A 26,245-nucleotide genomic window follows, 5' to 3' on the forward strand; every position below is an offset into this window, starting at 1 on the left:
AGGGGGCTGTGTGGCCCACAGGTAACCTGTGTGGGTTATTCGGAATCTGCGTCGTCAGCCGTTTCCTCATGCCCCCGCTCGGGGTCTTCATCCTCTGGATCCGGATGGGTTGTGATGTGGTTCGGGCTCAACGGCTCAGGATGAGTCGGAATCGGGTCATACCCGCCCTGCTCTTCACTCGGAAATCTGGGATTAGACATAAGGCACCTCTCAGGGAGTCATTAATGATGACTCTTCACTTGCGAGGTGCCGGTTTTCACCCCGTTCCAAATTTTGCGACACCGGTCGTCGGTGGCTCGAAACGACGCGTCAGGACGATGCCTGCAATTGTCGGACGATCTTGTCCTTGACCTGCAAGCGCTTCTCCTTGAGCTTTTTCAACACGTCATCACTGGGCGCATCGGATGACGCGGTCTCGGCTTTCACCACTTCAGCGTCCGCCTGGGAGTATTTGTTGATCAGCGAATCCAGTAACGGATCCTTGGTGCGTTTTTGCTGGATCTCTTCCTTTGAAACCTTCAAGTCCTGAAACAGGTCATGGGGCACCGGCATGGAACACCTCCGTTTGATGATCGGTAGCAAACGCGATCGATTGCGTTCACCAACTATCAGAATGGCCTTGGATTGAGCGTTCTGTCGACCACCTGTCAGACCAGCGGTGCCCGTTCGTCGTCCTTTCGCAAATGCGATAAAACCTTTGCCCAAACCCCGGCCTCCACAGATTAACGATCACTGGATCGCTCTCAAAAACCTGTGTGGAGAATAACCAATGGACGGATTCACCCTGCGCCACCTCGCCCTGGCCGTCGCCTTGAGCACCAGCATGGGCACGGCGTTCGCCGCCACCTCCAATGATTTTGTCGACAGTGCAGCCGCAGGCGGCATTGCAGAGATCGAAACCAGTCGCCTGGCGCTGGAAAAAAGCACTTCGGCCGACGTCAAGGCGTTTGCCAACATGATGATCACCGATCATTCGAAGGCCAACGACGAACTGGCGGCCCTGGCGAAAAAGCATGACATCGAGGTGCCGGACTCGACGACGCTGGTCAAACAGGCCAAGGAGCAAATTCTCGACATGCGCGACGAGTCCTTCGACGCGGCGTATGCGAACAATCAGGTCAAAGCCCACGAGGACACTATCGAGCTCTTCAAGAAAGAAGCCAACACGGTGACGGATGACAAGGTCAAAGGCGCCACCGCATTAAAAGGCTTTGCACAGCAAATGCTGCCCGCCCTTGAGAAACACCTGGCCATGGCGAAAAAACTCCAGGCTGCCCATCCTGATAAATGACTCAACCTGAAGACCGCTGATACGGTCTGCTGTTTGCTGTTTGCTGTTTGCTGTTTGCTGTTTGCTGTTTGCTGTTTGCTGTTTGCTGTTTGAATGGTCTTGGCCTCCACCGGTTCCCAGCAAAAAAAATCGCCGCCATGAGCAGCGGCGACTAGAGTTACCGGGCAATTTACGGTCGTAATGAAAAAAACCGGCGCAAAACGAACAACTATTTCATTCGGCAAAGGTCACTGCCTTCACGCCGGTCGTTTTTCAATGGAACCGGCAAAGACTCATTCAGGAGCACAAGGACATGGCAGCAATGCAAATCAGCACACTCGATGCGATGAAAAATAACCAGACGCAACTGCTCACCGAATGGATCAAGGGCCTGGAAACCAATGGAGCTACCCGCAACCTCAAAGAACAGGACTTAAAGCAGCAAACTGCAGAGTTTCTGCATCTGGTGGTCAGCGGGCTGGAAAAGGGCAACGGGCAGAATGTCGCTGCGCCGGGTTGGGACGAAGCGCGGCATTTCCTCGAAAAGCTCTCCCACAGTCGCGCCCTGCTCGGACAGGATTCCCATCAGACCGCCAGCTTCATCTTCTCGCTCAAGGGTCCGCTGTTTGGCCTGCTGCAAAGCCATTACAAAGACAGTCCGGCCGTGCTCGCCGAACAGCTCTGGGAAGTCTCAGAACTGCTCGATGCGCTGGGCATGCACACCATCCGCACCTTCCAGAAATCCCGCGAAGCGGTGATCAAGCGCCAGCAAGAAGAACTGCTGGAGCTCTCCACACCAGTGGTCAAGCTGTGGGACGGCGTTCTTGCGCTGCCGATGATCGGCACTCTGGATTCGCAACGCACCCAAGTGGTGATGGAATCGCTGCTGCAACGGATCGTCGACACCGGCTCGGAAATCGCCATCATCGACATCACCGGCGTGCCAACAGTCGATACCCTGGTGGCTCAACACCTGCTGAAAACCGTGACCGCCATTCGCCTGATGGGGGCCGACTGCATTATCAGCGGCGTGCGTCCGCAGATTGCTCAGACCATCGTGCACCTGGGCCTGGACCTGCAAGGCGTGGTCACCAAGGCCAATCTGGCCGATGCCCTTAAACTGGCCCTGACCCGCCTGGGAATCACCGTCAGCAAGACGGTATAAGCCAATGGATCGAATTCCTATTTTGCAGATGGGCCATTTTCTGCTGGTGACCATCCAGGTCGACATGCACGACCAACTCGCCCTGACCCTTCAGGACGATTTGTCCGAGCGCATTAGCAAAACCTCGGCGCACGGGGTGTTAATCGACATCTCCGCACTGGACATGGTCGATTCGTTCATCGGCCGGATGATCGGGACTATTTCCGGCCTGTCGAAAATCATGGACGCCGAAACCGTGCTGGTAGGTATGCAACCGGCCGTGGCGATTACCCTGGTCGAGCTGGGCCTGACCCTGCCCGGTGTCAGTACCGCGCTGAATGTCGAGCGCGGAATGAAACTGCTTCAGGAACGAGTACGAGAGCAATGACCCTGCGCAGCAGCGGCACTCATCCGATTCACATTGAGCAGGACGTGGTCATGGCCCGACAGACCGCGCGCAGGCTGGCCACCGAGTGCGGCATGCGCCTGATCGACCTGACCAAAATGGTGACCGCCGTCAGCGAGCTGGCGCGTAACACTATGGTCTATGGCGGTGGCGGCGACATGGATTGGCAGATCCTCGACGAAAATTCGCGGGTGGGCTTGCGCCTGACTTTTCGCGACGAAGGCCCGGGCATTCCCGACATTAAACTGGCAATGACCGACGGCTGGACCTCCGGCAGCGGCCTGGGGTTGGGCTTGACCGGGGCCAAGCGCCTCGTGGATGAATTCGAACTGGATACCGCGCCCGGCCAAGGCACTCGCGTAACGATCACCCGATGGACATGAACATTGCAGGCACCTTGACCGACGTCCTGTTGATCGAAGACAGCAGCCAGATCGGTCATGCACGGCGCACCGCGCAGAAACTCGCCGAACATATCGGCTTCGACACCACCGATGCCGGGCGTGTGGCGCTGGTGGCCACGGAGCTTGCCAGCAACGTGCTCAAACATGCCGCTCGTGGCGAACTGCACCTGCGGACCCTGCCGTTTAAAAACGGTCACGGGATCGAGATGCTGGCGGTTGATCGCGCGCAGGGCTTTGATTTACAGGCGTGTCTGGCGGATGGATTTTCCACCGGAGGTACCCAAGGCATTGGCCTGGGTGCGGTGTCGCGTCAGACTGACGTGTTCGATGTGTACGCCGACTCACGAGGCGCCGTGCTGTTGGCCCGCTTGTATCCGCGCAGCCAAAAAGTGGCGGACCTGCGATTGGGTGTCAGCCAGCACTCGCTGGCCCGCGACCCGGCGTGCGGTGATGTCTGGCACCTGGCAATCGATGGGCCGAACCTCAGCGCCTTGGTGATTGACGGTCTGGGCCATGGCGAAGACGCTGAACACGCCGCCCGCGCTGGTGAAAAAGCCTTCGCACTAGCCCCGTTTGCTTCGCCAGTATTCCTGCTCGAAGACATTCACCAGGCCATGATCGGCACACGCGGCGGAGCGTTGGCCATTGCGCAGTTCGACGCGCAACTCGACAAACTGACGTTCACTGGTATCGGCAACATCGGTGCCAGCCTGATCGGGGCGGACAAATCCCGTGGCCTGGCGTCCCATCCCGGCATCGTTGGCGGGCAATATCGAAAAGCCCAACCCTTTGATTATGCTCACGTGAACGGACATCTATTGATCATGTACAGCGACGGCTTGCAGTCCCGATGGAACTTGCACGACTACCCGGGCCTGGTGCACCGGCACCCGGCCGTGATAGCCGCCGTCCTGCACCGCGATTTCTGTCGCGGCCGGGACGATGTAACGGTATTGGTCGTTGCCCTGGAGGCTTCCCATGGCTGAGTCCCGCACGCTCGCGCCCCACGAACAAACGGCGCTGATCGCACGCTTGCAGAGTGAAACCGCCGCCCTGCGCGAAGAGCTCGATGAAACCAATCAAGGCGTGCTCGCGCTGTACGCCGAACTCGACACCCAGGCCGAAGAGCTGCGTCAGGCTTCGGACCTGAAAAGCCGTTTCCTGTCGTACATGAGCCACGAGTTTCGCACGCCACTGGGCTCGATCCTGAGCATCGCCAGCCTGCTCAGAGATGAACTCGACGGCCCGCTAAGCCCCGAGCAACACAAGCAGGTCACCTTCGTCAGCACCGCCGCGCGGGAGTTGAGCGACATGGTCGACGATTTGCTGGACCTGGCGAAAATCGAGGCCGGGCGCATCACCATTTCTCCGGCCTGGTTCGACATGCTGGACTTGTTCGCCGCCCTGCGCGGCATGTTTCGCCCGATTGTCGATGCCAGCGCCGTGGATCTGATCTTCGAAGAACCGGTGGGTTTGCCGCGTTTGTACACCGACGACAAGAAGCTGGCGCAAATCCTGCGCAACTTCATCGCCAATTCGCTGAAGTTCACCACGCGCGGGGAAGTAAGAGTATCGGCCCGGCTCGAAGGCACGAACTTGGTGCGCTTTGCCGTCAGCGACACCGGAATTGGTATCGCTGCCGAGCTACATGGCACATTGTTTGAGGACTTCTCCCAAGTCGATTCGCCCTTGCAAAAGCGCTTGCGCGGCACTGGCCTGGGATTGTCATTGTGCAAACGCTTTGCCGCGTTGCTGGGCGGCGAAGTCGGGGTCGAGAGTACACCAGGGGTCGGTTCGACCTTTTTCGTGATCATCCCGCTGGCCATAGCCATGGAGCCTGCCGATGAAACATGACATCCGCCTGCTCATCGTGGACGACAACGTTGCGACGCGCTACGCCCTGCGCCGACGCCTGGAGTCACACGGCTACACCGTGCTCGAGGCCGGGACCGGCGGTGATGGCCTGGCGCTGATCGACAGCGAAACGATCGACGCGCTGATTCTGGACGTCAACCTGCCGGACATGAGCGGTTTCGACATCGTGCGCAAGCTGCGTTCCGAGTCCGCCACCGCGCTATTGCCAGTGATTCATGTGTCGGCCGCCTCGATCCAGACCGGCGATATCATTACTGGCCTCGATGCCGGTGCCGATGCCTACTTGATCCACCCTGTCGACCCGGACGTGTTGTTGGCGACCCTGCGCACCCTGCTGCGGGTGCGCGACACCGAAAATGCCCTGCGTGAGAGCGAAGCGCGGTTTCGCGAAATTTTCGTCAATGTATCGGCGCCCATTGCGGTACTGGACGCGCAGTTCAACGTGCACGAGTGCAACCACGCCTTTTCCCGACTGATTCAGGACAATGTTCACCCGGACACCCTGGGTGAATGCTTCGCCGAAGACCAGGACGCGGTGATCGAGGAACTGCGCCTGCGCCTGCTCGCTGGCGAGCGCTGGAAAGGCATTTTGAACCTGCGTGTGGAGGGTGAGCTACGGGAAACCGAGTGGCAGATTTCGCCCTATCGCACTCCGGGATTGAGCCTGGTGTTCGTCGAAGACGTCACCGAACACCGCCATCGCGAACGCTCACACCTGGCCCGACTCGACGACGCCACTTCGCAGCTGGAACGTGAAATCGCCGAGCGCGTGCGCACCGAAGCCCAGTTGCTGCAAGTGCAGAAAATGGACGCGTTGGGCAAGTTGACCGGCGGCATTGCCCATGACTTCAACAACCTGCTGACCGGCATCATCACCAGCCTGGAACTGATCCAGAAACGTGTCGCCGACGCGCGTACCGACAAGGTTCAGTTCTATGCCGATGCGGCGTTGAACTCGGCCATGAGCGCCGCCGCACTGACCCATCGTTTGTTGGCTTTCGCCCGCCAGCAACCGCTCGATACACGGCCGGTGGACATCAACGAACACATCCGCTCCCTCGAAGAATTGCTGGTACGCACCATCGGCGAACACATTGCGCTAAAACTCGAATTGACCTCCAAAGCCGCGATTGCGCTGGTCGACCCGATCCAGCTGGAAAGCGCCGTGCTCAATCTGGTGATCAACGCCCGCGATGCCTTGCCGCAAGGCGGGAATATCTGGGTCAGCACTTATGCGGCGTATTCCCATGGCGACCTGAAACTGGCGGATGGCGCCTACGTCGCCCTGTCGGTACGCGATGACGGTACCGGTATCGAGCACAGTGTGATCGACAAGGTATTCGACCCGTTTTTCACCACCAAACCGCTGGGCCAGGGCACAGGTCTGGGGCTGTCGAGCATTTACGGGTTCGCACGGCAATCGGGGGGCGATGCGCACATCCGCAGCGTGGCCCGACGCGGTACCGAGGTGACCATCATGCTGCCGGCCAGTTCGGACCCGACCTCGGCTGACGTTGTATCAGAGGCGGTGGATCATCAAGGTTCGGGGGAGCATGTGCTGATTGTCGAGGACATGTCTTCAGTGCGCATGTTCGTCGCCGAGGTGCTGGTGGATGCCGGATATCGCTGCACCCTGGCGGGCGACATCGAAGCCGCCCTTGAGCGCCTGCAAAACGATCCGTCGATTGATCTGATGCTGACGGACGTTGGCCTGCCGCGCATGAACGGTCGGGAACTGGCGGATGTCGCCCGAAGGTGGCGTGAGGGATTGCCAATCCTGTTCATGACCGGGTATGCGGAAAATGCGATCAACCGGCAGGTGTTTTTGGGGGATGGCATGGAAATGCTGATCAAGCCGTTTCAGATCAGTGAACTGCTGGACAAGGTTCGGCGCACTTTGGACTGTGCCTGACATACCGCCTTCGACTTGCCCGCGGTGACGCCAGTAAAACCACTGCACCTTTCAAGCCCTGCCAAATACCCGAGCCAAAAACGGCGCTGTCCTGCTTTTTTTGCTTCTGGCCACGGTCTGCGGCGCACCGGCAACAACGATTTTTCCACCCCGATCCCCCGCCCCCGGCCCGATGTCGATCACCCAATCACTCTGCGCCACCACGCGCATTTCATGCTCGACCACGATCACCGTGTGCCCCGCCACCACCAGCGTATTCAACTGCTCCAGCAACCGGTCAACATCCCGTGGATGCAGACCCGTCGTGGGCTCATCAAGCACATACAACGTCGCCCCACGCTGGCTACGTTGCAACTCCGTCGCCAGTTTGATCCGCTGCGCTTCACCACCCGACAACTCGGTCGCCGGCTGCCCCAGGCGCAGATACCCCAGACCAATATCCCGCAGCACCTCCAGGGAGCGGCGAATGCCCGGCTGCTCGGTGAACACTTCGACCGCGTCATCTACCGTCAGCTGCAACACTTGCGCGATGTTCAACCCTTGCCAGGTGATCGCCAGTGTCTCGGGGTTGTAGCGGGCGCCATGGCACGTCGGGCATGGTGCGTAGACGCTGGGCATGAATAACAATTCGACGCTGACAAACCCTTCACCTTCGCAGGTCGGACAGCGGCCCTTGGCGACGTTGAACGAGAACTGCCCGGCGTCGTAGCCATCGGCCTGGGCCTCAGGCGTCGCGGCGTACAGCTTGCGCACGCTGTCGAACAGCCCGGTGTAGGTCGCCAGATTCGAGCGTGGCGTGCGGCCGATGGGTTTTTGATCGACCTGCACCAGGCGCTTGATCGATGTCAGCCCTGCTGTGACCTGTCCGCCGCTGACTTGCGGCGCATCGTCCTCAAGGCTCAACGCTTCGGCTTCGTTGTCGCCGGCGGCACGTCCCAAATGGGCGCCGACCAACTCCAGCAGCGCCTGGCTGACCAGGCTCGATTTACCGGAACCGGACACGCCCGTTACGGCGGTGAAGCAACCCAGCGGAAACTTGACGCTGAGGTTGTTCAGGTTGTTGCGCGTGATTCCCTCCAGGCACAGCCATTCGGTGGCCTCGCGACTGGCGCGCGGTTCGGTGACGTGTTCGGCGAACAGATAGGCGCGGGTCTGAGAGTTCGTCACCTCGGCCAATCCTGACGGCGGACCGCTGTAGAGGATCTGGCCGCCGTTCTCGCCCGCCGCCGGGCCGACGTCGATCAACCAGTCGGCGCGGCGCATGGTTTCCAGATCATGCTCAACCACAAACAGCGTATTGCCGGCGGCCTTCAGACGCTGCAGCGCTTCAAACAACGCCTCACCGTCCGCCGGGTGCAGACCTGCCGAAGGCTCATCGAGGACGTAGATCACACCGAATAGCTGCGAGCCCAATTGCGTCGCCAGTCGCAGTCGCTGCAGCTCACCAGAGGACAGCGTCGGCGTGCTGCGTTCCAGCGCCAGGTAACCGAGGCCCAGGTCCGTGAGGGTGCTGACCCGCTCCAGCAAGTCCTGGGCGATCCGTTGCGCGGCCAAGCGTTTTTCCACTGACAAATTGGGCGTGTGGCGCACGTCCGGCGCGTTGGTATGGCCGCTGGCACCGTGGGCGACTCGCTCTTCGCGGGCCTCACGGGTTTGGCGGTGGGTCAACACGTCGCCGGCCTCCTCGGCTTGCTCAAGGTAACTGTGCGCCGCCACCGGTTTTAGCACGGCGGCCACTTGCAGCAGCGGCATCTGCGATAACTCACCGATGTCGTAGCCCGCGAACGTCACCGACAACGCCTCGCGCTTGAGTCGCTTGCCGTCACACAACGGGCAAGGACTGCCGAGCATGAATTGCGAAACGCGCTTCTTCATCAGCGCACTTTGGGAATGGGTAAAGGTGTGCAGGATGTAGCGTCGAGCGCCGGTGAAGGTGCCCTGATAACTGGGCTCCATCTTGCGTTTGAGCGCGATCCTGGTTTCTTCGGGGGTGAGCCCGGCGTACACCGGCACCGTCGGTGTTTCTTCGGTGAAGAGGATCCAGTCGCGCAGCTTTTTCGGCAGATCGCGCCACGGTTTGTCGACGTCATAACCCATCGTCACCAGGATGTCGCGCAGGTTCTGTCCCTGCCAGGCCGTTGGCCAGGAAGCGACTGCGCGCTGGCGGATGGTCAGGCTCGGGTCGGGCACCATCAGCGCTTCAGTGACGTCGTAAACCCGCCCCAAGCCATGACACTCCGGGCACGCGCCTTGCGGGGTGTTGGGCGAGAAGTCTTCGGCATACAACATCGCTTGTCCCGACGGATAGCTGCCGGCCCGGGAGTACAACATGCGGATCAGGCTCGACAACGTCGTCACGCTGCCCACCGAAGAACGGGTGCTCGGCGTTCCCCGCTGTTGTTGCAGGGCCACAGCCGGTGGAAGACCTTCAATGGAGTCGACATCCGGTACGCCGACCTGATCGATCAGCCGTCGCGCATAAGGCGCCACGGATTCGAAATAGCGGCGTTGCGCTTCGGCGTAGAGCGTCGAGAACGCCAGCGAAGACTTGCCCGAGCCGGAGACCCCGGTGAACACCACCAGCGCATCGCGCGGAATGTCGACGTCGATGTTCTTGAGGTTGTGCTCCCGGGCGCCGCGCACCCTGACCATGCCTGAGGGAGGGTTGGAGGTGCGCTTGGACGTCATCGGAAAACCTTAATGAATTAGCTGAAAACACACATCCCCCCTGTACAAGCGAGCCTGCTCGCGATGGCGTAGTGTCAGTCGACATAAATGTTTAATGACACACCGCCATCGCGAGCAGGCTCGCTCCCACAGTGATCTCTGTTGATCTTCCACAGGGGGATTAGCCATTGAGGACTGTGCGAACCATTCGGGTAAGTGCTTCGGGGTCGTAGGGTTTGCTCAGCAAATGCGTGTCGGGGCTGAGTTGGTGATTGCGCGAGATAATGTCACGGGTATGGCCCGAGGTGAACAACACGGCCACCGGGGGAGTTTGCACCTTGGCCCAGGCCGCCAGGTCAGCGCTTTTGATCAGGCCAGGCATGACCACGTCAGTGAAAATAAGGTCCACTGCCGTGCCTTCCAGCAACCTCTGCATCGCCTGATCGCCGTTGGCCGCCGTCAACACCTGATAGCCTTCTTCACGCAGCAATTCCACTGCCGAGATGCGAACCGCTTCGTTGTCTTCGACCACCAGAATGGTTTCATGACCACCGCTCTGCTGCGCATCTTGCGGTGTTGTTTCACTGGGCGCCGGTCGCAGGCTACGCGGAAAGTACAACTGCACCCGAGTACCGTGCCCCTCGGCGCTGGAAATCTCAATGTGCCCGCCGCTCTGTTTGACGAAACCGAACACCATGCTCAACCCCAGACCCGTGCCCTGGCCGTCGGCCTTGGTGGTGAAAAACGGTTCGAAGGCCTGCGCAAGTACCTGGGGCGGCATGCCAACACCACTGTCCGCCACCGCAACGCAGACGTAGTCGCCGGCCACGATGCCCTTGCCTGCACAAAACTTCTGGTCGAGGGTGATGTGCTCGGCACTCAGACCGATGGTCCCCTCACCTTTCATGGCATCTCGGGCATTGATCGCCAGGTTGAGAATGGCGTTTTCCAGTTGATTGCGGTCCACAAAGATGTGCCAGGGATCATCCGGGGCATTCACCTTGATCTGGAGGGTTTCACCCAGCGCTCGCTGCAAAATTTCTGCCAGACCTTCGAAGACTTGCTTTGGATTGCAGACGGCTGGCGACAGTGGCTGGCGGCGGGCGAAGGCAAGCAATTGCGAAGACAATTTGGCGCCACGTTCGACGGCAGCAATGGATGCACTGACCCGGCGCTGCACGTTGGCGTTGTTCGGTTCGTGCCGCGCCAACAGGTGCAGGTTGCCGGCGATCACCTGCAACAGGTTATTGAAGTCGTGGGCCACGCCACCGGTGAGTCCGCCGATGGCTTCGAGTTTCTGTGATTGGCGCAGTTGTTCTTCGGCAGCCAGCCGCGCTTCGACTTCATCGGCGACGCGCTGCTCCAGATTGCGCGTGAACCTGAGCAAGGATTCTTCGGCAGTCTTGCGTTCATGGATGTCGATCAATACGCCGGGAAAGCGGAACGGTTCACCCTGTTCGTTAAACTCGCAACAGCCACTCGCCTGCACCCACAAATAACTGCCATCCGGGCGCAACACCCGATACTCCACATTAAAGGCATCGCCGGTTTCTACCGATTGATTGACCTGTTCCTGCACCCAACTGAGGTCGTCGGGATGGATCTTGGCTTCGGCGACATCCGGGGGCAGGTTGGCCAGATCCTGATCAGCGGGAAAGGAGAAGGTACGGGCGAAGCGTTCGTCGCCGGAGAGCCTGTTGGCCTTGATGTCCCAGACGAACGAGCCGAGCAAGGCCCCGGCATTGAGCGCCAGGCGCACCCGTTCGTTGTCGGCGCGATACGCGTCTTCGGCGGCCTGACGGCGACGTTCGGAAATGACATGCTCCGTGGTCTCGACCACCATCGCCATGACCCCGGCCGGCTTGCCGTCATCATCAGCCACCGGGCTGTAATAGAGGTCCAGCCAAACGTCTTCGGGGATGCCGTCGCGCAGCAATACCAGCTCTTTATTGCGATAGGACAAGGTGCCACCCGCCAGGCAGGTATCGACCACATTCCGATTGAATTCGGCGACTTCCGGCCAACCCAGTTCAACCGGGGAACCCAACAAGTAAGGATGACGGCCGCCAGCGAATTTGGAGTAGGCATCGTTGTAGATCATGTACGCGGCGCGGCCCCATAGCATCACCATCGGCAATGGCGAGGCGAGCATCAATTGCACCGCACTGCACAGGCTCGCGGGCCAGGTGTCGAGGCTGCCAAGTTCGGTCTGGCACCAGTCGAACGCGCGAATTCGCCCGGCCATTTCGCCGGCCCAACCGGCACACCCGTGGCTTTCATCTAAAAACTGCATCGACTGGCTCTGAATCCCTGTAAGTGAATTGACTTAGGGGGTCGCAACGACATGAGGACCGTGTGGGCCCGTTTGTTTCGAGCGTCGCCGACGTCAATGGTTTCATAGAGGTTAGCTGATTCTTGGGGCCTTCTGCGGCCATCCTGGTCCATTGTGGGAGCGAGCCTGCTCGCGATGGCGGTGTGTCATTAAACATTTATGTCGACTGACACTACGCCATCGCGAGCAGGCTCGCTCCCACAGGGGGGGATCTGCGGCAGTCACACATTTTACATTCAGCGGAAATCCCGGCTGCGCACGCTGATGCCGTCCAGCAATGAACTCAGGTCGCTCAAGCGTCCGGCAATCAGGTGGCGAACCTCGCCTTCCTTTTCCCAGCGGCCATCGACCTTGAGCAATTGCGAACCGACCAGCACCTGGCGTTGCCTTTCGGCCAGGTCGCGCCAGACCACCACGTTGACGTTGCCGAACTCGTCTTCCAGGGTCACGAAGGTCACGCCACTGGCAGTACTCGGACGTTGTCGACCCGTCACCAGGCCTGCGACGCTGACCGGGCGCCCGTGTTCGACCGCCATCAGTTCTTTCGAACTGCGGCAGCGCCGGGCTTTCAGTTCACCGCGCAGTAACGCCAGCGGATGCGGGCCGAGGGTGGTGCCGACACTGGCGTAATCGGCTTGCAGGTCTTCGCCGACGCTGGGTTTGGGCAATGACACGACGTCCTCTTCCTGACTCGGCAGGCCGACGAACAAACCGAGCTGCTTTTGCACCCCCGCCACCTCCCAGCGCGCCCGATGCCGGTCACCGGCCAAACCCCGCAGTGCACCGGCATCGGCCAGTTGCTCTTGGGCGCGGGCGTCGAGTCGCGCGCGTTCGCCCAGGTCGGCGATGTCGACAAACACCCCACACGAGCGCGCCGCTTCGATGCGCCGGGCATCGTCTTCGCGAAAACCTTTGATCATCCGCAATCCCATGCGAATCGCCGGTTGCGCGCCGGTCATCGGCTCCAGGCTGCAATCCCAGTCACTGGCGCGCACATCCACCGGACGAATCTGCAAATGATGCCGGCGCGCGTCCTGAAGAATCTGGTCCGGGCTGTAAAAACCCATCGGCCAGCTGTTGATCAGCGCACAGGCGAAAGCCGCCGGTTCGTGGCATTTCAACCAGCAACTGGCGTAGGTCAGCAAGGCGAAACTGGCGGCGTGGGACTCGGGAAACCCGTAGCTGCCAAAGCCTTTGATCTGTTCGAAGATCTGCGCGGCGAACTCGGCCGTGTAGCCGTTTTTCTTCATCCCGGCGGCCAGCCGATCCTTGTGCGGCTCCAGCCCGCCGTGGCGCTTCCAGGCCGCCATGGAGCGCCGTAACTGATCGGCCTCGCCGGGGCTGTAGTCGGCGGCGACGATGGCGATCTGCATCACTTGTTCCTGGAACAGTGGCACGCCGAGGGTGCGTTTGAGCACCTCGCGCAACTCTTCGGAGGGATAACTTTCGAGCTCTTCCTTGTTTCGGCGGCGCAGATACGGATGGACCATGCCGCCCTGGATAGGACCGGGGCGAACGATGGCCACCTCGATCACCAGGTCATAGAACTTGCGGGGCTTGAGCCTGGGCAACATCGACATCTGTGCCCGGGACTCGATCTGGAACACGCCGATGGTATCGGCCCGGCCAATCATCTCGTAGGTGGCCGGGTCTTCGGACGGGATCGTCGCCAGGCTCAGGTCAAGGTTTCGGTGGCGACGCAGCAGGTCGAAACAACGGCGGATCGCGCTGAGCATCCCCAGCGCCAGAATATCCACTTTGAGCAACCCGACCGCGTCCAGATCGTCCTTGTCCCACTGAATGATCGTGCGCTCGGCCATTGCGGCGTTTTCCACCGGCACCAGGCTGTCCAGAGGCTGTTCGGAAATCACGAAGCCACCGGGGTGCTGGGACAGGTGCCGGGGGAAACCGATCAGCTGTTGCGTCAGGCTCAAGACCCGGCGCAACACCGGGCTTTCGGGGTCGAACCCGCTTTCCAGCAGGCGTTCCACGGGCGGCGTGGCATCACTCCAGTGACCACAGCAATCGGCCAGGGCGTTGACCTGGTCCGGCGGCAAACCCAATGCCTTGGCCACATCACGCACCGCGCCGGCCGCGTGATAGGTGCTGACCACCGCCGTCAACGCCGCGCGCGTGCGGCCATAGCGCTGAAAGATGTACTGCAAGACTTCTTCACGACGTTCGTGCTCGAAGTCCACGTCGATATCCGGCGGTTCGTTGCGTTCCTTGGAAAGGAAACGTTCGAACAGCATGTTCATCCGGTCCGGGTCGATCTCGGTGATGCCCAAGGCAAAACACACCGCCGAGTTGGCCGCCGAGCCTCGACCCTGACAGAGGATTTTCTGGCGCCGGGCGAAGGCCACGATGTCCTGAACGGTGAGGAAATAGCTTTCATAACCCAACTCGGCAATCAGCCCCAGTTCCTTGTTGATCAGCCCGCGCACTTTCTCGCTCGCCCCTTGGGGCCAGCGCTCGCGAATGCCGCGTTCGGTCAATTCGCGCAGCCAGGAATCGGCGCTGTGGCCTTGCGGCACCAACTCCCGTGGATACTGATAACGCAACTGGCCAAGGTCGAAGGTGCAACGCCGGGCAATGGTCAACGTTTCATTGAGCAAGGCTGGCGGGTAGATCGATTGCAAAACCTCCAGGCTGCGCACATGCCGCTCGCCATTGGGGTGAAGGCGCAGCCCGGCTTCGGCCACCGGCAGGTGATGACGGATCGCAGTCATGGTGTCCTGCAAGGCGCGCCGGCCACGGGTGTGCATGTGCACATCGCCATTGGCCACCGCTGGAATCCGTAACTCCCGCGCCAGGGTCAGCAACGCCTCCAGGCGCCGGGTATCGTCCTGGCCGCAATGCAACTGGACGCTCAGCCACAGGCGATCAGCGAAGGTCTGTTGCAGCCAGCGGCCCTGCTCGAAGTCATCGACAGCGTCCGGCGCCCACAACACCAACAGCCCCGGCGTCGGTTCGCTGAAATCTTCACGCAGCACCTGATACTGGCCTTTTTGCGTGCGGCGCCGCGCCCGGGTAATCAGCCGGCACAGGGTCTGGTAGCCCTCAAGGCTCTCCACCAGCAGCACCAGTTTCGGGCCGTTCTCGATGCGGATTTCGCTGCCGATGATCAGCGGCAGTTCCACTGACTTGGCCGCTTGCCAGGCGCGGACGATGCCGGCCAGGGTGCATTCATCGGTAATCGCCAGCGCCTGATAGCCGTGCTTTTTCGCCCGTTGGAAGAGTTCAAGGGCGCTGGAGGCGCCGCGCTGGAAGCTGAAGTTCGACAGGCAGTGCAGCTCGGCATAGTCGATGCTCATGCGAACCAGCCCTGCAGCCACAGCGGACCGCCCTCACCCACCGCCCGATACGCCCAACCCTGCTGGCCGGAACGGGTTTCGACCAGGTAGTAATCGCGGCGCACGTCGGCGCCGTCCCACCAGCCGGACTCGATGCGCTCCGGGCCCATGAGGATGCGCGTCGAACCTTCGTGGAGCGCCTGCGGCTCCGTCAGCAACCAGCCCGGACGCTGCACACCCGGCAACCCCGCGCACAGTTGCATGTCGACCCGTGCCTGCCACGCGCACTCCGGGCGGTGATCGGCCTGAAAGCGCAAGCCGTGCACCGCCTCATCGCCGAGCCGCGCGCGCAAGCGTTCACGCAGTTGCTCCCACGGCAAGGATTGCTGCGGGCGGTCATCGAACAGTTCCTGATACTGCGGAACGAAGCTTGGCAAGTCTTCGGCACGCAGCCGAAAACCGCGCACAGGGGCTTCGACCTGAACCTGTTCCAGTCGCCCCCGCGCCAGTTCGAAGAGCATCCCCGGATCGCGCTCGGCGCCGAGCAGGCCGACCTTGATTACCGAGTCCGGCAGGCCGGCGTGTTCCAGGTGCAGGTCGAAACGCTGCACGCCGCTGTCCCGACCGCAGAGAAATGCCGACAGGTCGCCGGTCAACCGGCGCAGCGGAAACAGCAGCGCCTGATGCGACTGCACGTCGAAATTGAGTTCGATGCGCACGTCGAAACGGTCCGGCGGCAGGTAGAACGCCAGGGCCAGTCGCCGTTTCCCCGTCAACGCGTCCAGATGCTTGAGCACCTGGGCTTCAAAACGTCGGGCCAGACTCTGTCGTGGCAGTGCCTGCACCTGGCTCAAGGTGCGCAAGCCCATGCGCGATAACGCCGTGGCCACCTCGGGCTCCAACGCAATCCGGTCGACGGGCAACTGCCCGAGATGGTGCTGCAAGGCGTCGTTGTCCGGCACCACCAGCCCGTCATACACGTTGGCCAGCACCCGCGCGGCCACCGGGTTGGGTGCAGCGACGATCCGATGGCGAAAACCCAGCTCGCCGAGCTCGGCGCGCAACCGTGCCTCGAACGTTGGCCAAGGCCCGAACAAGCCCAGGCTGGATTCGATTTCAAACACCACGGCACGCGGATAATGCACGCTGACCTGAGAGCTGAAGCGATAGGCCCATGCAGCCAGAAATTGTTGCCAGTGTTCGATCTCGGCAGCGTCGTATTCGGCCGTGGCAAAGCCTTTGCTCAAGGCCTGCGCAGCCGTCATCGACTGCCCCGGACGCAAGCCCAGCGCCCGCGCCGACGCGTTGACCGCTTGCAACACCCGGCGCTGTGCCGGGCCGGTCAGCAGCACCAGCGGCTCATCGGGATCGGGGCGCTGACGCAGCACCGCGTCCAGCGCCAATTGCGGGAAGAGAATACAGACCCAGCGCATGGCAACCTCAATGCCCCACAGGGAAGGGAATCGGCGCCGAACGCGCTAGCCCGCCCCGGCACTTGAGCACGCGCAATTGCGCAGGCCTGGCGTCGATGGCAATGCGCAGGGCGGCGGGCGAAGGGTTGATGGCTTCATGGATCGAGCGGTAGGCGAACGCCAGGGTCGAGCCGGTTTCCGCCGCCACCTGCAAGCGGCGCAACGCCCGGTCATCGGCCTTGTGCGGCCAGCACAGCACTGCACCGCAACTGCCTGAACGCAGGCATTGCTCCGCGGCCCACAAGGCATCGCGCTCACTGGCCTGGATGATCGACAATTGGCGCAGATCGACCCCGGCGTTTTGCCACGCTTGCGGGTACGGCACATAGAGCGGCGCTACCAGAACGATGCGTTCACCCGCCGCCGACAACCGCGCCAGCGCCGGCCACACCAGTTGCAGCTCACCGACGCCCTGCCCGGCCAGGAGGATTTCGGTCAGCGCCGCTTCCGGCCAGCCACCGGTGGGCAACGCTGCATCCAGCGCGGCATGCCCGGTGGGTTGCGGGCTGACGGCCGGTGGCGCAGGCCGGCCCTTCCAGACCTGGCCGCCATTGAACAGCGTATCCAGCGCAACGACGGCGCCCATCACCCTTGCCTCACCAGGCCGCAGAACACGCCTTCGATGGCGAGGTCCTGATCGGGTTGAACGATGATCGGCTGATACGCCGGGTTGCGCGGCAACAGGCGAACCGTATCGCCGGTCCGCTCAAAACGTTTGATGGTGACTTCGCCGTCCAGTCGCGCCACCACGATCTGGCCATTGAGCGCTTCGGGGTGGCGCCGCACGCCCACCAGATCGCCGTCGAGAATGCCGTCCTCGATCATTGAGTCGCCCTGAACCCGCAGCATGTAGTCCGGCACCCGCGAGAAGATCGACGGGTCCAGCAGCAACCGGCTGTGCACTTCGGCATCGGCGCCGATTGGCGCACCCGCCGCCACCCGGCCGAGCACCGGAATGTCCAGCAACTCGGGCCGCGCCGGTTGCCCGAGCAAACGAATGCCCCGAGCCTGATGGGGATTGACCTCGATGAAACCGGCTTCGGTCAGCGCCAGCACATGCTTGCGCGCCACGCTGCGGGAGGCGAAACCGAACGCCTCGCTGATTTCAGCAAGGCTCGGGGACTGACCGTGCTCCGCGATTCGGTCGCGGATAAAGGTCAGGATGGCGGTACGGCGGGGAGTTAGAGTCGTCATGGAGTACATTTGTACTCTTTTGGCATTTTCCTGACAAGGACCGCCAATCAGTTCAACCCACGAGACGCCAGAAACCCTGCGATGAAATCGATAAACGCCAGCACTTTCGCGGTCGCCCGCCGATGGCTCGGGTACACCGCCAGAATATGTGGGCCGAAGCTGTCCGGGTCGATGTCGTAGTCAGCCATAACCTGCACCAGCCGGCCATCGGCGATGTACGGCGCAGCGCTCCACAGCGGTGTGTGCAACAAGCCGCGCCCGGCCAGTGCGTTGGCCAGCAGCAGGTCGTAATTGTCGCTGCGCAATCGCGGGTGTTGCGGCTGCGGCAGACTCAGGCGTTGGCCGTCGCGCTCGACCCACCAGAATTCGCGACTGAGCAACGGATGGCGGTACAACAGCCATTCGTGGTCATCGAGGGTGTTCGGGGTGACCGGCAATGCTTGGCGCGCCAGATAGGCCGGGCTGCTGCACAACGCCAGACGATTGCTGCCGACGACGCGGGCGATCAACCCCGGCAAGTCGTCGTGGCCTTCGCGCAAGGCCAGGTCGTAACCACTTTCCAGCAGATTGACGAACTCATCACACAGGTCCACTTGCAGATTGATCTGCGGGTATTGCTCCAGAAAGCCGCCACACACCTGATCGAGAAACGCGTGCCCATAGGCCAGCGGCGCGGTGATTTTCAGGTTGCCGCGCAGTCCATGCTGCAACTGCTCGATTTCCTCGCTGGCCTCCTCCAGCCGCTGCAACACCTGGCGTGCGGTTTCCAGATAGAGCCGCCCGGATTCGGTCAGCAGAATCCGCCGAGTGCTGCGCTCGAACAAACGGGCGCCGAGTTCGGCCTCCAGGTGGTTGACCGCTTTGGTCAGGGCCGACGGGGTCTTGCCCAGTTGCTCGGCGGCGCGGCTGAAACTGCCCAGTTGCGCCGTGACCACGAACATTTTCAACGCACCCAACTTGTCCATACTTTTTCCATTCAGGCAAAAACGTTTTTCGTGAGGAAGGCGTTCTGCTGCGCACAGGCAGCCACTAATCTGGCCATCAGACGCAATAACAAGGAAACATTCAATGAAAAGATTCATCCCGAATCTGTTGATGGCCGCTGTTAGTTTTGCCTCGATGGAAGCCATGGCAGCCACCGATCTGGTGCTGATCAATGGCAAGATTTTCACCGCCGACCGTGCCCAACCGAAGGTGCAGGCGCTGGCGGTACAGGACGGCAAGGTGCTGCAAGTCGGCAGCGATGCACAGATCAAAGCCTTGATCACGCCGGAAACAAAAGTGGTGGATCTGGGCGGAAAAACCCTGATGCCCGGCCTGATCGACACCCATTCCCATGCGATTTTCGGCGGTCTGGAAATGGTTGTGGCCAACATGGAAGACGAGGTGGTTGACCTCGACGAACTGGAAAAACGCCTGCGCGGATGGCGTGACGACGGCAAGGCCAAGCACGGCGATGTGCTGACCATCGCCGGCATGAGTTCGGTTTACTGGGCCAAGGCCGAAGAGCTGGGCAAAAAATTCAACAACGGTGAATGGGCCAACGTGCCCGTGGTGCTCACCGGCAGCGACCACCACACGGCCTGGGCCAACGACTTCATGCTCAAGCGCGCCGGGATTGATGCCGCGTTGCTCAAGTCATTGCCCGCCGCCGAAGTCGACACCATCGGCAAACGCGCCGATGGCACCCCCAATGGTTTCCTGGTTGATGCCGGTTGGGACCGGGTGTCCTCGAAAATGCCCGTACCGAGCACCGCCGATATGCTCAAGGCCGCCCAATCGGCCGTGCGCTATAACAACAGCTTCGGCATCACGGCGTGGATGGACCCCGCCGCCAATGCCGCTCCCGGCGAACCGCTGTTCGCGCTCAAGCCCACGGAGAAAACCGTCGGCGTGTTGCCGGCCTATAAAGCCCTGGCTGAAACCGGTGGCATGAGTGTCCACGTGGCCGCCCTGCTGGTGGCCAACTCAAAAAGCGTACCGGCTGATCTCGATACGCTGGACAAGGTTCGCCAGCAATTTCAGGGCATCCCGAACCTGACCCTGCCTGGCGTCAAGATCTTCGCCGACGGCGTGATCGAATTCCCGGCCCAGAGCGCGGCAATGATCGACCCTTACAACAACTCGCACAAACAGGGCGAATTGCTGATCGATCCGAAGCATTTCGGCGAACTGATCAGCGCCATCGACCAGCGCGGCTGGCTGGTGCACATCCATGCCATCGGCGACCGCGCGGTGCGGGAGTCGCTGAACGGCATCGCCCAGGCGCGCAAGGATCGCCAAAGCGGCGTGACGCACTCGATCACCCACCTGCAAATCGTCAACCCGAAAGAGTTTGCGCGGTTCAAACCGCTGAACGTCATCGCCTCGATGCAACTGCTGTGGGCTTCGGCCGACGACTACACCACGGACATGATCAAGCCTTACGTCAGTGCCCTCGCCTTCCGCTATCAATACCCGGCGCATTCACTGCTCAAACAGGGCGCGACCATCTCGGGCGCCAGTGACTGGCCGGTGTCCTCGCCCAACCCGTGGAACGCCATGGCCCAGGCCATCACCCGCGTCGGTCCGCTGGGCGTGCTGAACATCAAAGAAGCCGTGGATCGCGAAACGATGTTCTACGCCTACACCCTGAACGCCGCGCGCACCATCGGCCTGGAGAAGCAAATCGGTTCGCTGACCCCTGGCAAGCAAGCGGACTTCATCGTGCTGGACCGTGACGTCTTCACCGTCGACAACAAGGCCCTGAGCGACACCCAAGTGCTGCAAACCTGGTTCGCCGGGCGCGAAGTCTACGCACCGACCCTCTAATAAAAATCCGCTGTAACCCGCTGCCCGCCCCGCGTTCAACGCCGGGGCCGGCGCAGTCTTGCGCAAGAACTGCCCCATAAAACAATCACAATATCGGGACTTTAATCATGAAAGCTTTAACCCTGTTCGCCCTCGGTTCCTTGAGTCTGCTGCCGTTGAGCAGCCAGGCCATCGTCTTGAATGACGACTTCTCCGTACTGATGGACCTGACCCTGGCGAGCGATTACCGCACCCGTGGCATTTCGCAAACCCTCAATGACCCCGCCGTTCAGGCCGGTGTGACCCTGGCTCACAGCTCGGGTTTGTACGTGGGTGCCTGGAGTTCGAACGTCGACTTCGGCGGCGACCTGAAAACCCGTCAGGAAATCGACTACTACGCCGGTTGGCTTTGGGAAGCCACCGAGGACGTCAACCTGGACATTGGCTATCTGCGATACACGTACCCGAAAGAAAGCCAGTTCAACCAGAGTGAGGTCTACGGCATTCTCAGTGTCTACGGGGTGAAACTCGGCGCCTATTACTCCGACGATGCGCCGGGCATCGATAGCAAGCAGAATTCGCTGTACAGCTATGTCGGTTACGAAACCCAATTGCCTTATGACACTGGCCTGAAACTGCGCTACGGCAACATGGACTTCAAGGATCCGCACCTGTTCTCGAGTTCGGGCCATGCCGAGGACTCGTACCGCGAATGGGAAGTCAAACTGACCCACGAACTGGCCGGGGTGCTGCTGGGCCTGGCCTACATCGACACTGACCTGTCGAAAAGCCAATGCACCAGCAACTGGGGCTACGACGACCTGTGCAGCGCCACCGTGGTGGCGAGTGTCAGCAAATCCTACTGACCCACACAGATCCCCCTGTGGGAGCGGGCTTGCTCGCGAAGGCGGTTTAATATTCAACATCAATGTTGACTGACCCACCGCTTTCGCGAGCAAGTCGAATCGTCGCACCGCCGCTCCCACATTAGATATGTGTAGATTCAGAAGTGAGTTGTGCCAGGTAGGGCCAGGGGTAGATGCCGCGTTCGTGGCCGTCGCTGAAGATCAGTTGCAGGCCGTAGCCTTGGGCATTCAACTCGACCACGCGGATGCGCGGATCAACCTTCACGGTCAGCCCTTGCAACCGAAACGCCCGGCATTGCGAGCACGGGCACTGACGCCTCAGTTCAGCATGACCCAGCCACTGCTCACGCCCGTCCGGCCAGTTCAATCGCAGCTGGTGTTTACCCTGGGAATTACCCACTGCCACCGGGTTCATAGCAGTTGACTCAAGGCGATGCGCACGGCTTTACGCACTTCCGGGTCGCCGTCGTCTTGCGCGGCCTGCAAGGGGGCGATAGCACCCTTGTCGTTCAATTCGCCGAGGGCCAGTGCGGCCTCCTTGCGCAGATTGCTGATGCGGTGACCCAAGGTTTCGATCAAGGCTTCAAGGGCCGGGGCGTAACGCAAACGACCGAGGCTGCGAGTGGCGCGCAGGCGGACTTGCCAGTAATCGTCGCTCAAGGCTTCGATCAATGCAGGACCCGCGTCAATGTGGCCGATTTTACCCAACGTGGTCGCAGCTTCTTCGCGCACTTGCCAGGCTTCGTCTTGCAAGGCTTGGCGCAGCGCCGGCAATACTTGCGCGTCGGACGCCAGACCGAGGGCGCCGGTGGCGGCGCGGCGGACTTCGGTGTCCGGGTCGGCGCTGGCCAATTTCGCCAACGCCGGCAACGCATCGAACTGTTTGAGCCAGCCGAGTACGCCAACGGCTTCGCGGCGAACGCTGGCGTCTGCATCGTTCAACGCTTCTAAAGCGGCAGCGGCAGCATCGGGGAAGCGCAACTCACGCAACGCCCTGAACGCAGCAATGCGCACGCTGACGTCGGCATGCCCGGTCCACGGCAGAATCACCCGGCCCGCGGCTTCGCTTTTGAGCAAACTGAGGCTTTGCGCCGCGGCCGATTGCACGGCCAACGAGGGATCGGTCAGCGCCAGGCATAGTGCCTCGACGACCGGCGCGTCTTCCCAGGCTTCAAGCAAGCGTGCGGCTTCAGCGCGGACTTCTTCGCTCGGATCGTGCGCCAGTCGATTGACCAGCCACAACAAGCCGTCCGGTTCTTCGAGGTCGGCCAATTCGATCAGGGCAATGCGACGTACGCCTGGATCGTCATCGCTCAGGCGCGGTTGCAGGGCAAGGATGTCGTCGTTATCGGTTACATCGAATAGAGAGGTCATAGGGCAAATCGCGGCAGTTTGTTTTCAGGGGGCAGTCCGAGAGGGTTCAGGCGCGGTAACTGCCGACCGTCTTCGTGACGCAGTAATTCGAGGCAATGGCGCTTCAAGCGAGAGAACTCATGGCTCGTCACCAGTTCGGTGGTGCGTGGCCTTGGGAAGTCGAGGCGCAGCTCTTCGATGATCCGGCCGGGACGCGAACTCATGACCAGCAGGCGGTCGGCGAGGAACAACGCTTCGTCGATGTCATGGGTGACGAACACCACAGTGGTGCGAATCCGCGTCCAGATGTCCAGCAACAGCTCCTGCATGTTCAATCGGGTCAGCGCGTCGAGTGCGCCGAAGGGTTCGTCCATCAGCAACAGGCGCGGGCGATTGATCAGCACCCGGGCGATTTCCACCCGTTGCTGCATGCCGCCGGAGAGCTGGTCGGGCCAGCGCTCGGCAAAACCATCGAGCCCCACTAACGCGAGGATTTCATCGGCGGCAGCGTGGCGTTCGGGTTTCCCCATGCCACGCATCTTCAGGCCGAAAGCAACGTTGTCGCGCACGGTTCGCCACGGGAACAGCGTGTGGTGCTGAAACACCATGCCGCGCTGCGGCGAAGGGCCTGAGACATTCGCGCCGTCGACTTTCAGGGTTCCGAAGCGAGGTTGCAGATGCCCCGCCAGCGCACCGAGCAAGGTCGACTTTCCGCAACCGGACGGCCCGAGAATGCACACGAACTGCCCCGCTTCAATCTGGCAATCCAGACCTTGCACGGCTTCGAAGGCCTGCGGCCCATCACCGAGGACGATGGACAACTGGCGAATATCGATCCGCCCTTCCGGGGTTTGCATCACGCTCATCAGGCTTTTCCTCGTGGTCGGTGCCACGGCGTGAACAGCCCGCCGAGACGTTTGATCAGCAGGCTGCTGCCCATCCCGAGCACACCGATCAACAACATGCCAACGACGATGTCGGCGTAGTTCTGGATGGTGTAGGACTCCCAGGTGTAATAACCGATGCCGTATTGGCCGGAGATCATTTCCGCCGTCACCAGACAGAACCACGAGGTGCCCATACCGATGGCCAGGCCGGTGATGATGCTCGGAGCGGCGCCCGGCAAAATCACCTCCCGTAGAATCGCCCGACGCCCTGCCCCGAGGCTTTTGGCCGAGGCGATCAGGCGTGGGTCGACGCCTTCGACGCCATGCACGGTGTTGAGCAGGATCGGGAACAGCGCGCCGGTGAAGGTGATGAAGACCATCGACAGCTCTGAAGATGGGAACATGAGAATGGCCAACGGAATCCAGGCGACGGCGGGGATTGGGCGCAGGACTTCCAATGGCGGCAGCAGCAAGTCTTCGGCCCATTTCGAGCGGCCGATGGCCAGGCCGAGGGCAATGCCGATGATCAGTGCAGCGAAGTAACCGGCAAAGACCCGGCTGAGACTGCTGCTCAGGTGCTGGGCGAGCTTGCCGGAATCGCCGAGGCCCAACGCGGCCTGGATCACCGCCACCGGCGTCGGGACGTTGGCGAAGGTGATCAGGCCGAGGTTCCAGTGACCACTGGCGGCGAGTTGCCAGAATATTAGGCAGAGCAGCAGTGAGGCGGCTCGTGGAATCCAGCGTGCATAGGATCGGTACACAATTCTTCCTCTCAACCAGGACTCCTGTGGGAGCGGGCTTGCTCCGGGCGGCGTTCCGACGAATGCGGTGTGTCCGTCAACATCGATGTTGAATGTAAGTCCGCTTTCGTCGGAACGCCGCCCGGAGCAAGCCCGCTCCCACATTTGACCGCAGTGTGTTGGGGGTTAGCGGACGGCAACGGCCTGAGTGGTGGCTTCGGTGAAGTCGAAGACCTTTCCGCCCTGGGCCGTGGCGAATTGCTGGGCCTGGCCTTTGAGCAGGAAGGCACTGAGCTGCCCTTTCGCATCGCTGGCAAACCACGCCTGATCCGCCAACAACTTGATCCCGCTGTCGCTGGCCTGCGCATACACCGCGCGGATGTTTTTGCCTTCCGACTTCAAACCGGCCAACGCGGTGAACGCCGTTTGCGCCGAGGCGTACTGCCGAACTTTCGGTTCGCCGCGCACCCAGATTTCCGCGACATGGCTGAGGTCGGTGATCGCCTGGCCACTCGATGCATCCACAGCTTTCAACGGCGTTTGCCCGTAATTGGCCAGTTGCGCGGTGTAATCCAGATTCGAAGCCTTGAACGCGGCACGAATGTATTGATCGTCGATAAAGGTATTGAGATCGAGACCACGATCAGCCTTCTTCAACAATTTGAGCGTATCGATCGCGGTGCCCACCGCCTGACGGTATTCCGGCTTCCAGCTCAGGTCACGGGTTTGCACGCCCAGGGGACCGTGAAACAGGTAATTGACCTCGGCGTCGACACCAGTGACTTTGGCGATCAGTTCACTGTATTTCTCAGGTTCCGCCGCCAGCAACTGATTGGCCTCTATGCTCGCCCGCAGATAAGCGACGACGATTTCCGGGTACTTCTTCGCGTACGCCTGATCCACCAACGCGCCGTGGAACGTCGGTGCACCGGCCTGGGCACCGTCGTAAATTTTGCGAGCAAACCCACGGCTCGGGAACAGTTCGGCGAACGGCACGAAATCAGCGTGGGCGTCGATCTTCCCGGCCTGTAACGCAGAGCCTGCGACTTCTGGCGGTTGGGCGATGATATTCACATCTTTGAGCGGGTCCCAACCCTGGGCCGCCACGGCACGCAGCAACATCCCATGGGCCGTCGAGGCGAACGGCACGGAAATGGTCTTGCCCTTCAACTCTGCCAACGACTGCACACCCGAAGCACTCGGCACCACGATGCCGTTGCCGCTGCCCTTGATGCTGCCCGAGAGCACGCTGATGAACAGGCTGTGTTTACCGGCGGTTTCGAACGCCACGCCGTTGAACGAACCGGGGAAATCGGCCATGGCGCCGAAGTCGAGTTTGCCGGCGACCATTTCGTTGGTCAGCGGTGCGCCACTGGTGAAGTTTTTCCACTCGACCTCGTATTTGGCGTCTTTGTAGGGACCGTCGTGGGGCAGGTATTTGTCGAGCAGACCACGTTCACGAATCAATAGACCGCCAGCGGCGCAATTGATGGTGGTGTCCTGGGTGCCGATGGCAATGCGGATGGTTTCGGCGGAGGCCGACAGGGTGAATGAGGCCAGTACCAGACCGGCTAATGCTGCACGCAGCAATGTTGGCAAAGACATGAGTGTATCCCCTCGAATCATTTGTTGGATGTTCG

23 protein-coding genes are annotated in these 26,245 nt (G+C 61.2%); 9 read left to right on the plus strand and 14 right to left on the minus strand.

The genetic code is table 11. The features are described from left to right. Positions 1-35: 35 nt before the first annotated feature. Both ACA048_RS16290 and ACA048_RS16295 read right to left on the minus strand, forming a co-directional pair. Positions 36-200, minus strand: a complete 165-nt coding sequence (locus ACA048_RS16290) for a hypothetical protein (protein ID WP_497625343.1) — start codon at positions 198-200, stop codon at positions 36-38. 109 nt (positions 201-309) lie between these two features. Then, the gene (locus ACA048_RS16295; protein WP_497625344.1) at positions 310-552 is read right to left on the minus strand and encodes a DUF465 domain-containing protein; all 243 of its coding nucleotides are present in this window, start codon (positions 550-552) and stop codon (positions 310-312) included. Positions 553-769: 217 nt separating this feature from the next. Between ACA048_RS16295 and ACA048_RS16300 the strand changes: the two genes are divergently transcribed. The 7 genes from ACA048_RS16300 (at position 770) to ACA048_RS16330 (ending at position 7,011) form a co-directional block, all read left to right on the plus strand. Beyond that, entirely contained in the window at positions 770-1,291 is a 522-nt protein-coding gene (locus ACA048_RS16300; protein ID WP_497625345.1) for a DUF4142 domain-containing protein, read from the plus strand. 292 nt (positions 1,292-1,583) lie between these two features. Beyond that, a complete protein-coding gene (locus ACA048_RS16305; protein WP_497625346.1) occupies positions 1,584-2,435 on the plus strand; it encodes an STAS domain-containing protein in 852 nt (283 codons plus the stop codon). Positions 2,436-2,439: 4 nt separating this feature from the next. After that, the gene (locus ACA048_RS16310; RefSeq protein WP_497625347.1) at positions 2,440-2,802 is read left to right on the plus strand and encodes an STAS domain-containing protein; all 363 of its coding nucleotides are present in this window, start codon (positions 2,440-2,442) and stop codon (positions 2,800-2,802) included. Continuing rightward, positions 2,799-3,203: an anti-sigma regulatory factor gene (locus ACA048_RS16315; protein WP_497625348.1), complete on the plus strand. Its 405-nt coding sequence runs from the start codon at positions 2,799-2,801 to the stop codon at positions 3,201-3,203. Before ACA048_RS16310 ends, ACA048_RS16315 begins: the two co-directional genes overlap by 4 nt. Beyond that, positions 3,200-4,210 (plus strand): ATP-binding protein, encoded by a 1,011-nt coding sequence (locus tag ACA048_RS16320; RefSeq protein ID WP_497629880.1) that lies wholly within the window; start codon positions 3,200-3,202, stop codon positions 4,208-4,210. Before ACA048_RS16315 ends, ACA048_RS16320 begins: the two co-directional genes overlap by 4 nt. Further along, positions 4,203-5,078 (plus strand): sensor histidine kinase, encoded by an 876-nt coding sequence (locus ACA048_RS16325; RefSeq protein ID WP_497625349.1) that lies wholly within the window; start codon positions 4,203-4,205, stop codon positions 5,076-5,078. Before ACA048_RS16320 ends, ACA048_RS16325 begins: the two co-directional genes overlap by 8 nt. Then, on the plus strand, positions 5,068-7,011 hold the full coding sequence (locus tag ACA048_RS16330; protein WP_497625350.1) for a PAS domain-containing hybrid sensor histidine kinase/response regulator: 1,944 nt from the start codon (positions 5,068-5,070) through the stop codon (positions 7,009-7,011). Before ACA048_RS16325 ends, ACA048_RS16330 begins: the two co-directional genes overlap by 11 nt. 51 nt (positions 7,012-7,062) lie before the next feature. On the opposite strand, the gene ACA048_RS16335 is transcribed toward ACA048_RS16330, so the two are convergent. The 7 genes from ACA048_RS16335 to ACA048_RS16365 all read right to left on the minus strand — a co-directional run bounded on the left by ACA048_RS16335 (position 7,063) and on the right by ACA048_RS16365 (position 18,934). Beyond that, complete coding sequence (locus ACA048_RS16335; RefSeq protein WP_497625351.1) at positions 7,063-9,699, minus strand: excinuclease ABC subunit UvrA; 2,637 nt, start codon at positions 9,697-9,699, stop codon at positions 7,063-7,065. Positions 9,700-9,859: 160 nt separating this feature from the next. Next, positions 9,860-11,971 carry a hybrid sensor histidine kinase/response regulator gene (locus ACA048_RS16340; RefSeq protein ID WP_497625352.1) on the minus strand — a complete coding sequence of 704 codons (2,112 nt, stop codon included), beginning with the start codon at positions 11,969-11,971 and terminating at the stop codon, positions 9,860-9,862. Positions 11,972-12,246: 275 nt separating this feature from the next. Then, complete coding sequence (locus ACA048_RS16345) at positions 12,247-15,345, minus strand: error-prone DNA polymerase (RefSeq protein ID WP_497625353.1); 3,099 nt, start codon at positions 15,343-15,345, stop codon at positions 12,247-12,249. Further along, complete coding sequence (locus tag ACA048_RS16350) at positions 15,321-16,736, minus strand: Y-family DNA polymerase (protein WP_497625354.1); 1,416 nt, start codon at positions 16,734-16,736, stop codon at positions 15,321-15,323. The genes ACA048_RS16345 and ACA048_RS16350 overlap by 25 nt, the downstream gene beginning before the upstream one ends. Positions 16,737-16,743: 7 nt before the next feature. After that, complete coding sequence (imuA, locus tag ACA048_RS16355) at positions 16,744-17,361, minus strand: translesion DNA synthesis-associated protein ImuA (RefSeq protein WP_497625355.1); 618 nt, start codon at positions 17,359-17,361, stop codon at positions 16,744-16,746. After that, positions 17,361-17,978, minus strand: coding sequence for a transcriptional repressor LexA (lexA, locus tag ACA048_RS16360; protein WP_497625356.1), 618 nt, complete (start codon positions 17,976-17,978; stop codon positions 17,361-17,363). Before lexA ends, imuA begins: the two co-directional genes overlap by 1 nt. A gap of 38 nt (positions 17,979-18,016) precedes the next feature. Continuing rightward, the gene (locus ACA048_RS16365) at positions 18,017-18,934 is read right to left on the minus strand and encodes a LysR family transcriptional regulator (RefSeq protein ID WP_497625357.1); all 918 of its coding nucleotides are present in this window, start codon (positions 18,932-18,934) and stop codon (positions 18,017-18,019) included. Between the two features lie 103 nt (positions 18,935-19,037). Here ACA048_RS16365 and ACA048_RS16370 point away from each other — a divergent pair, with 103 nt between their 5' ends. Both ACA048_RS16370 and ACA048_RS16375 read left to right on the plus strand, forming a co-directional pair. Then, positions 19,038-20,780 carry an amidohydrolase gene (locus ACA048_RS16370; RefSeq protein ID WP_497625358.1) on the plus strand — a complete coding sequence of 581 codons (1,743 nt, stop codon included), beginning with the start codon at positions 19,038-19,040 and terminating at the stop codon, positions 20,778-20,780. A 107-nt stretch (positions 20,781-20,887) separates the two neighbouring features. After that, positions 20,888-21,625, plus strand: a complete 738-nt coding sequence (locus tag ACA048_RS16375; RefSeq protein WP_497625359.1) for a TorF family putative porin — start codon at positions 20,888-20,890, stop codon at positions 21,623-21,625. 121 nt (positions 21,626-21,746) lie between these two features. Here ACA048_RS16375 and ACA048_RS16380 read toward each other — a convergent pair whose 3' ends face one another. The 5 genes from ACA048_RS16380 to ACA048_RS16400 form a co-directional block, all read right to left on the minus strand. Continuing rightward, a complete protein-coding gene (locus ACA048_RS16380; protein ID WP_497625360.1) occupies positions 21,747-22,040 on the minus strand; it encodes a DUF971 domain-containing protein in 294 nt (97 codons plus the stop codon). Further along, positions 22,037-22,999 (minus strand): HEAT repeat domain-containing protein, encoded by a 963-nt coding sequence (locus ACA048_RS16385; protein ID WP_497625361.1) that lies wholly within the window; start codon positions 22,997-22,999, stop codon positions 22,037-22,039. Before ACA048_RS16385 ends, ACA048_RS16380 begins: the two co-directional genes overlap by 4 nt. Then, positions 22,996-23,844, minus strand: a complete 849-nt coding sequence (locus ACA048_RS16390) for an ABC transporter ATP-binding protein (protein WP_497625362.1) — start codon at positions 23,842-23,844, stop codon at positions 22,996-22,998. Before ACA048_RS16390 ends, ACA048_RS16385 begins: the two co-directional genes overlap by 4 nt. Then, positions 23,844-24,626, minus strand: a complete 783-nt coding sequence (locus tag ACA048_RS16395; RefSeq protein WP_497625363.1) for an ABC transporter permease — start codon at positions 24,624-24,626, stop codon at positions 23,844-23,846. Before ACA048_RS16395 ends, ACA048_RS16390 begins: the two co-directional genes overlap by 1 nt. A gap of 165 nt (positions 24,627-24,791) precedes the next feature. Continuing rightward, positions 24,792-26,210: an ABC transporter substrate-binding protein gene (locus ACA048_RS16400; RefSeq protein ID WP_497625364.1), complete on the minus strand. Its 1,419-nt coding sequence runs from the start codon at positions 26,208-26,210 to the stop codon at positions 24,792-24,794. Between the last annotated feature and the right edge of the window lie 35 nt (positions 26,211-26,245).

Source organism: Pseudomonas sp. LBUM1659, assembly GCF_059716045.1.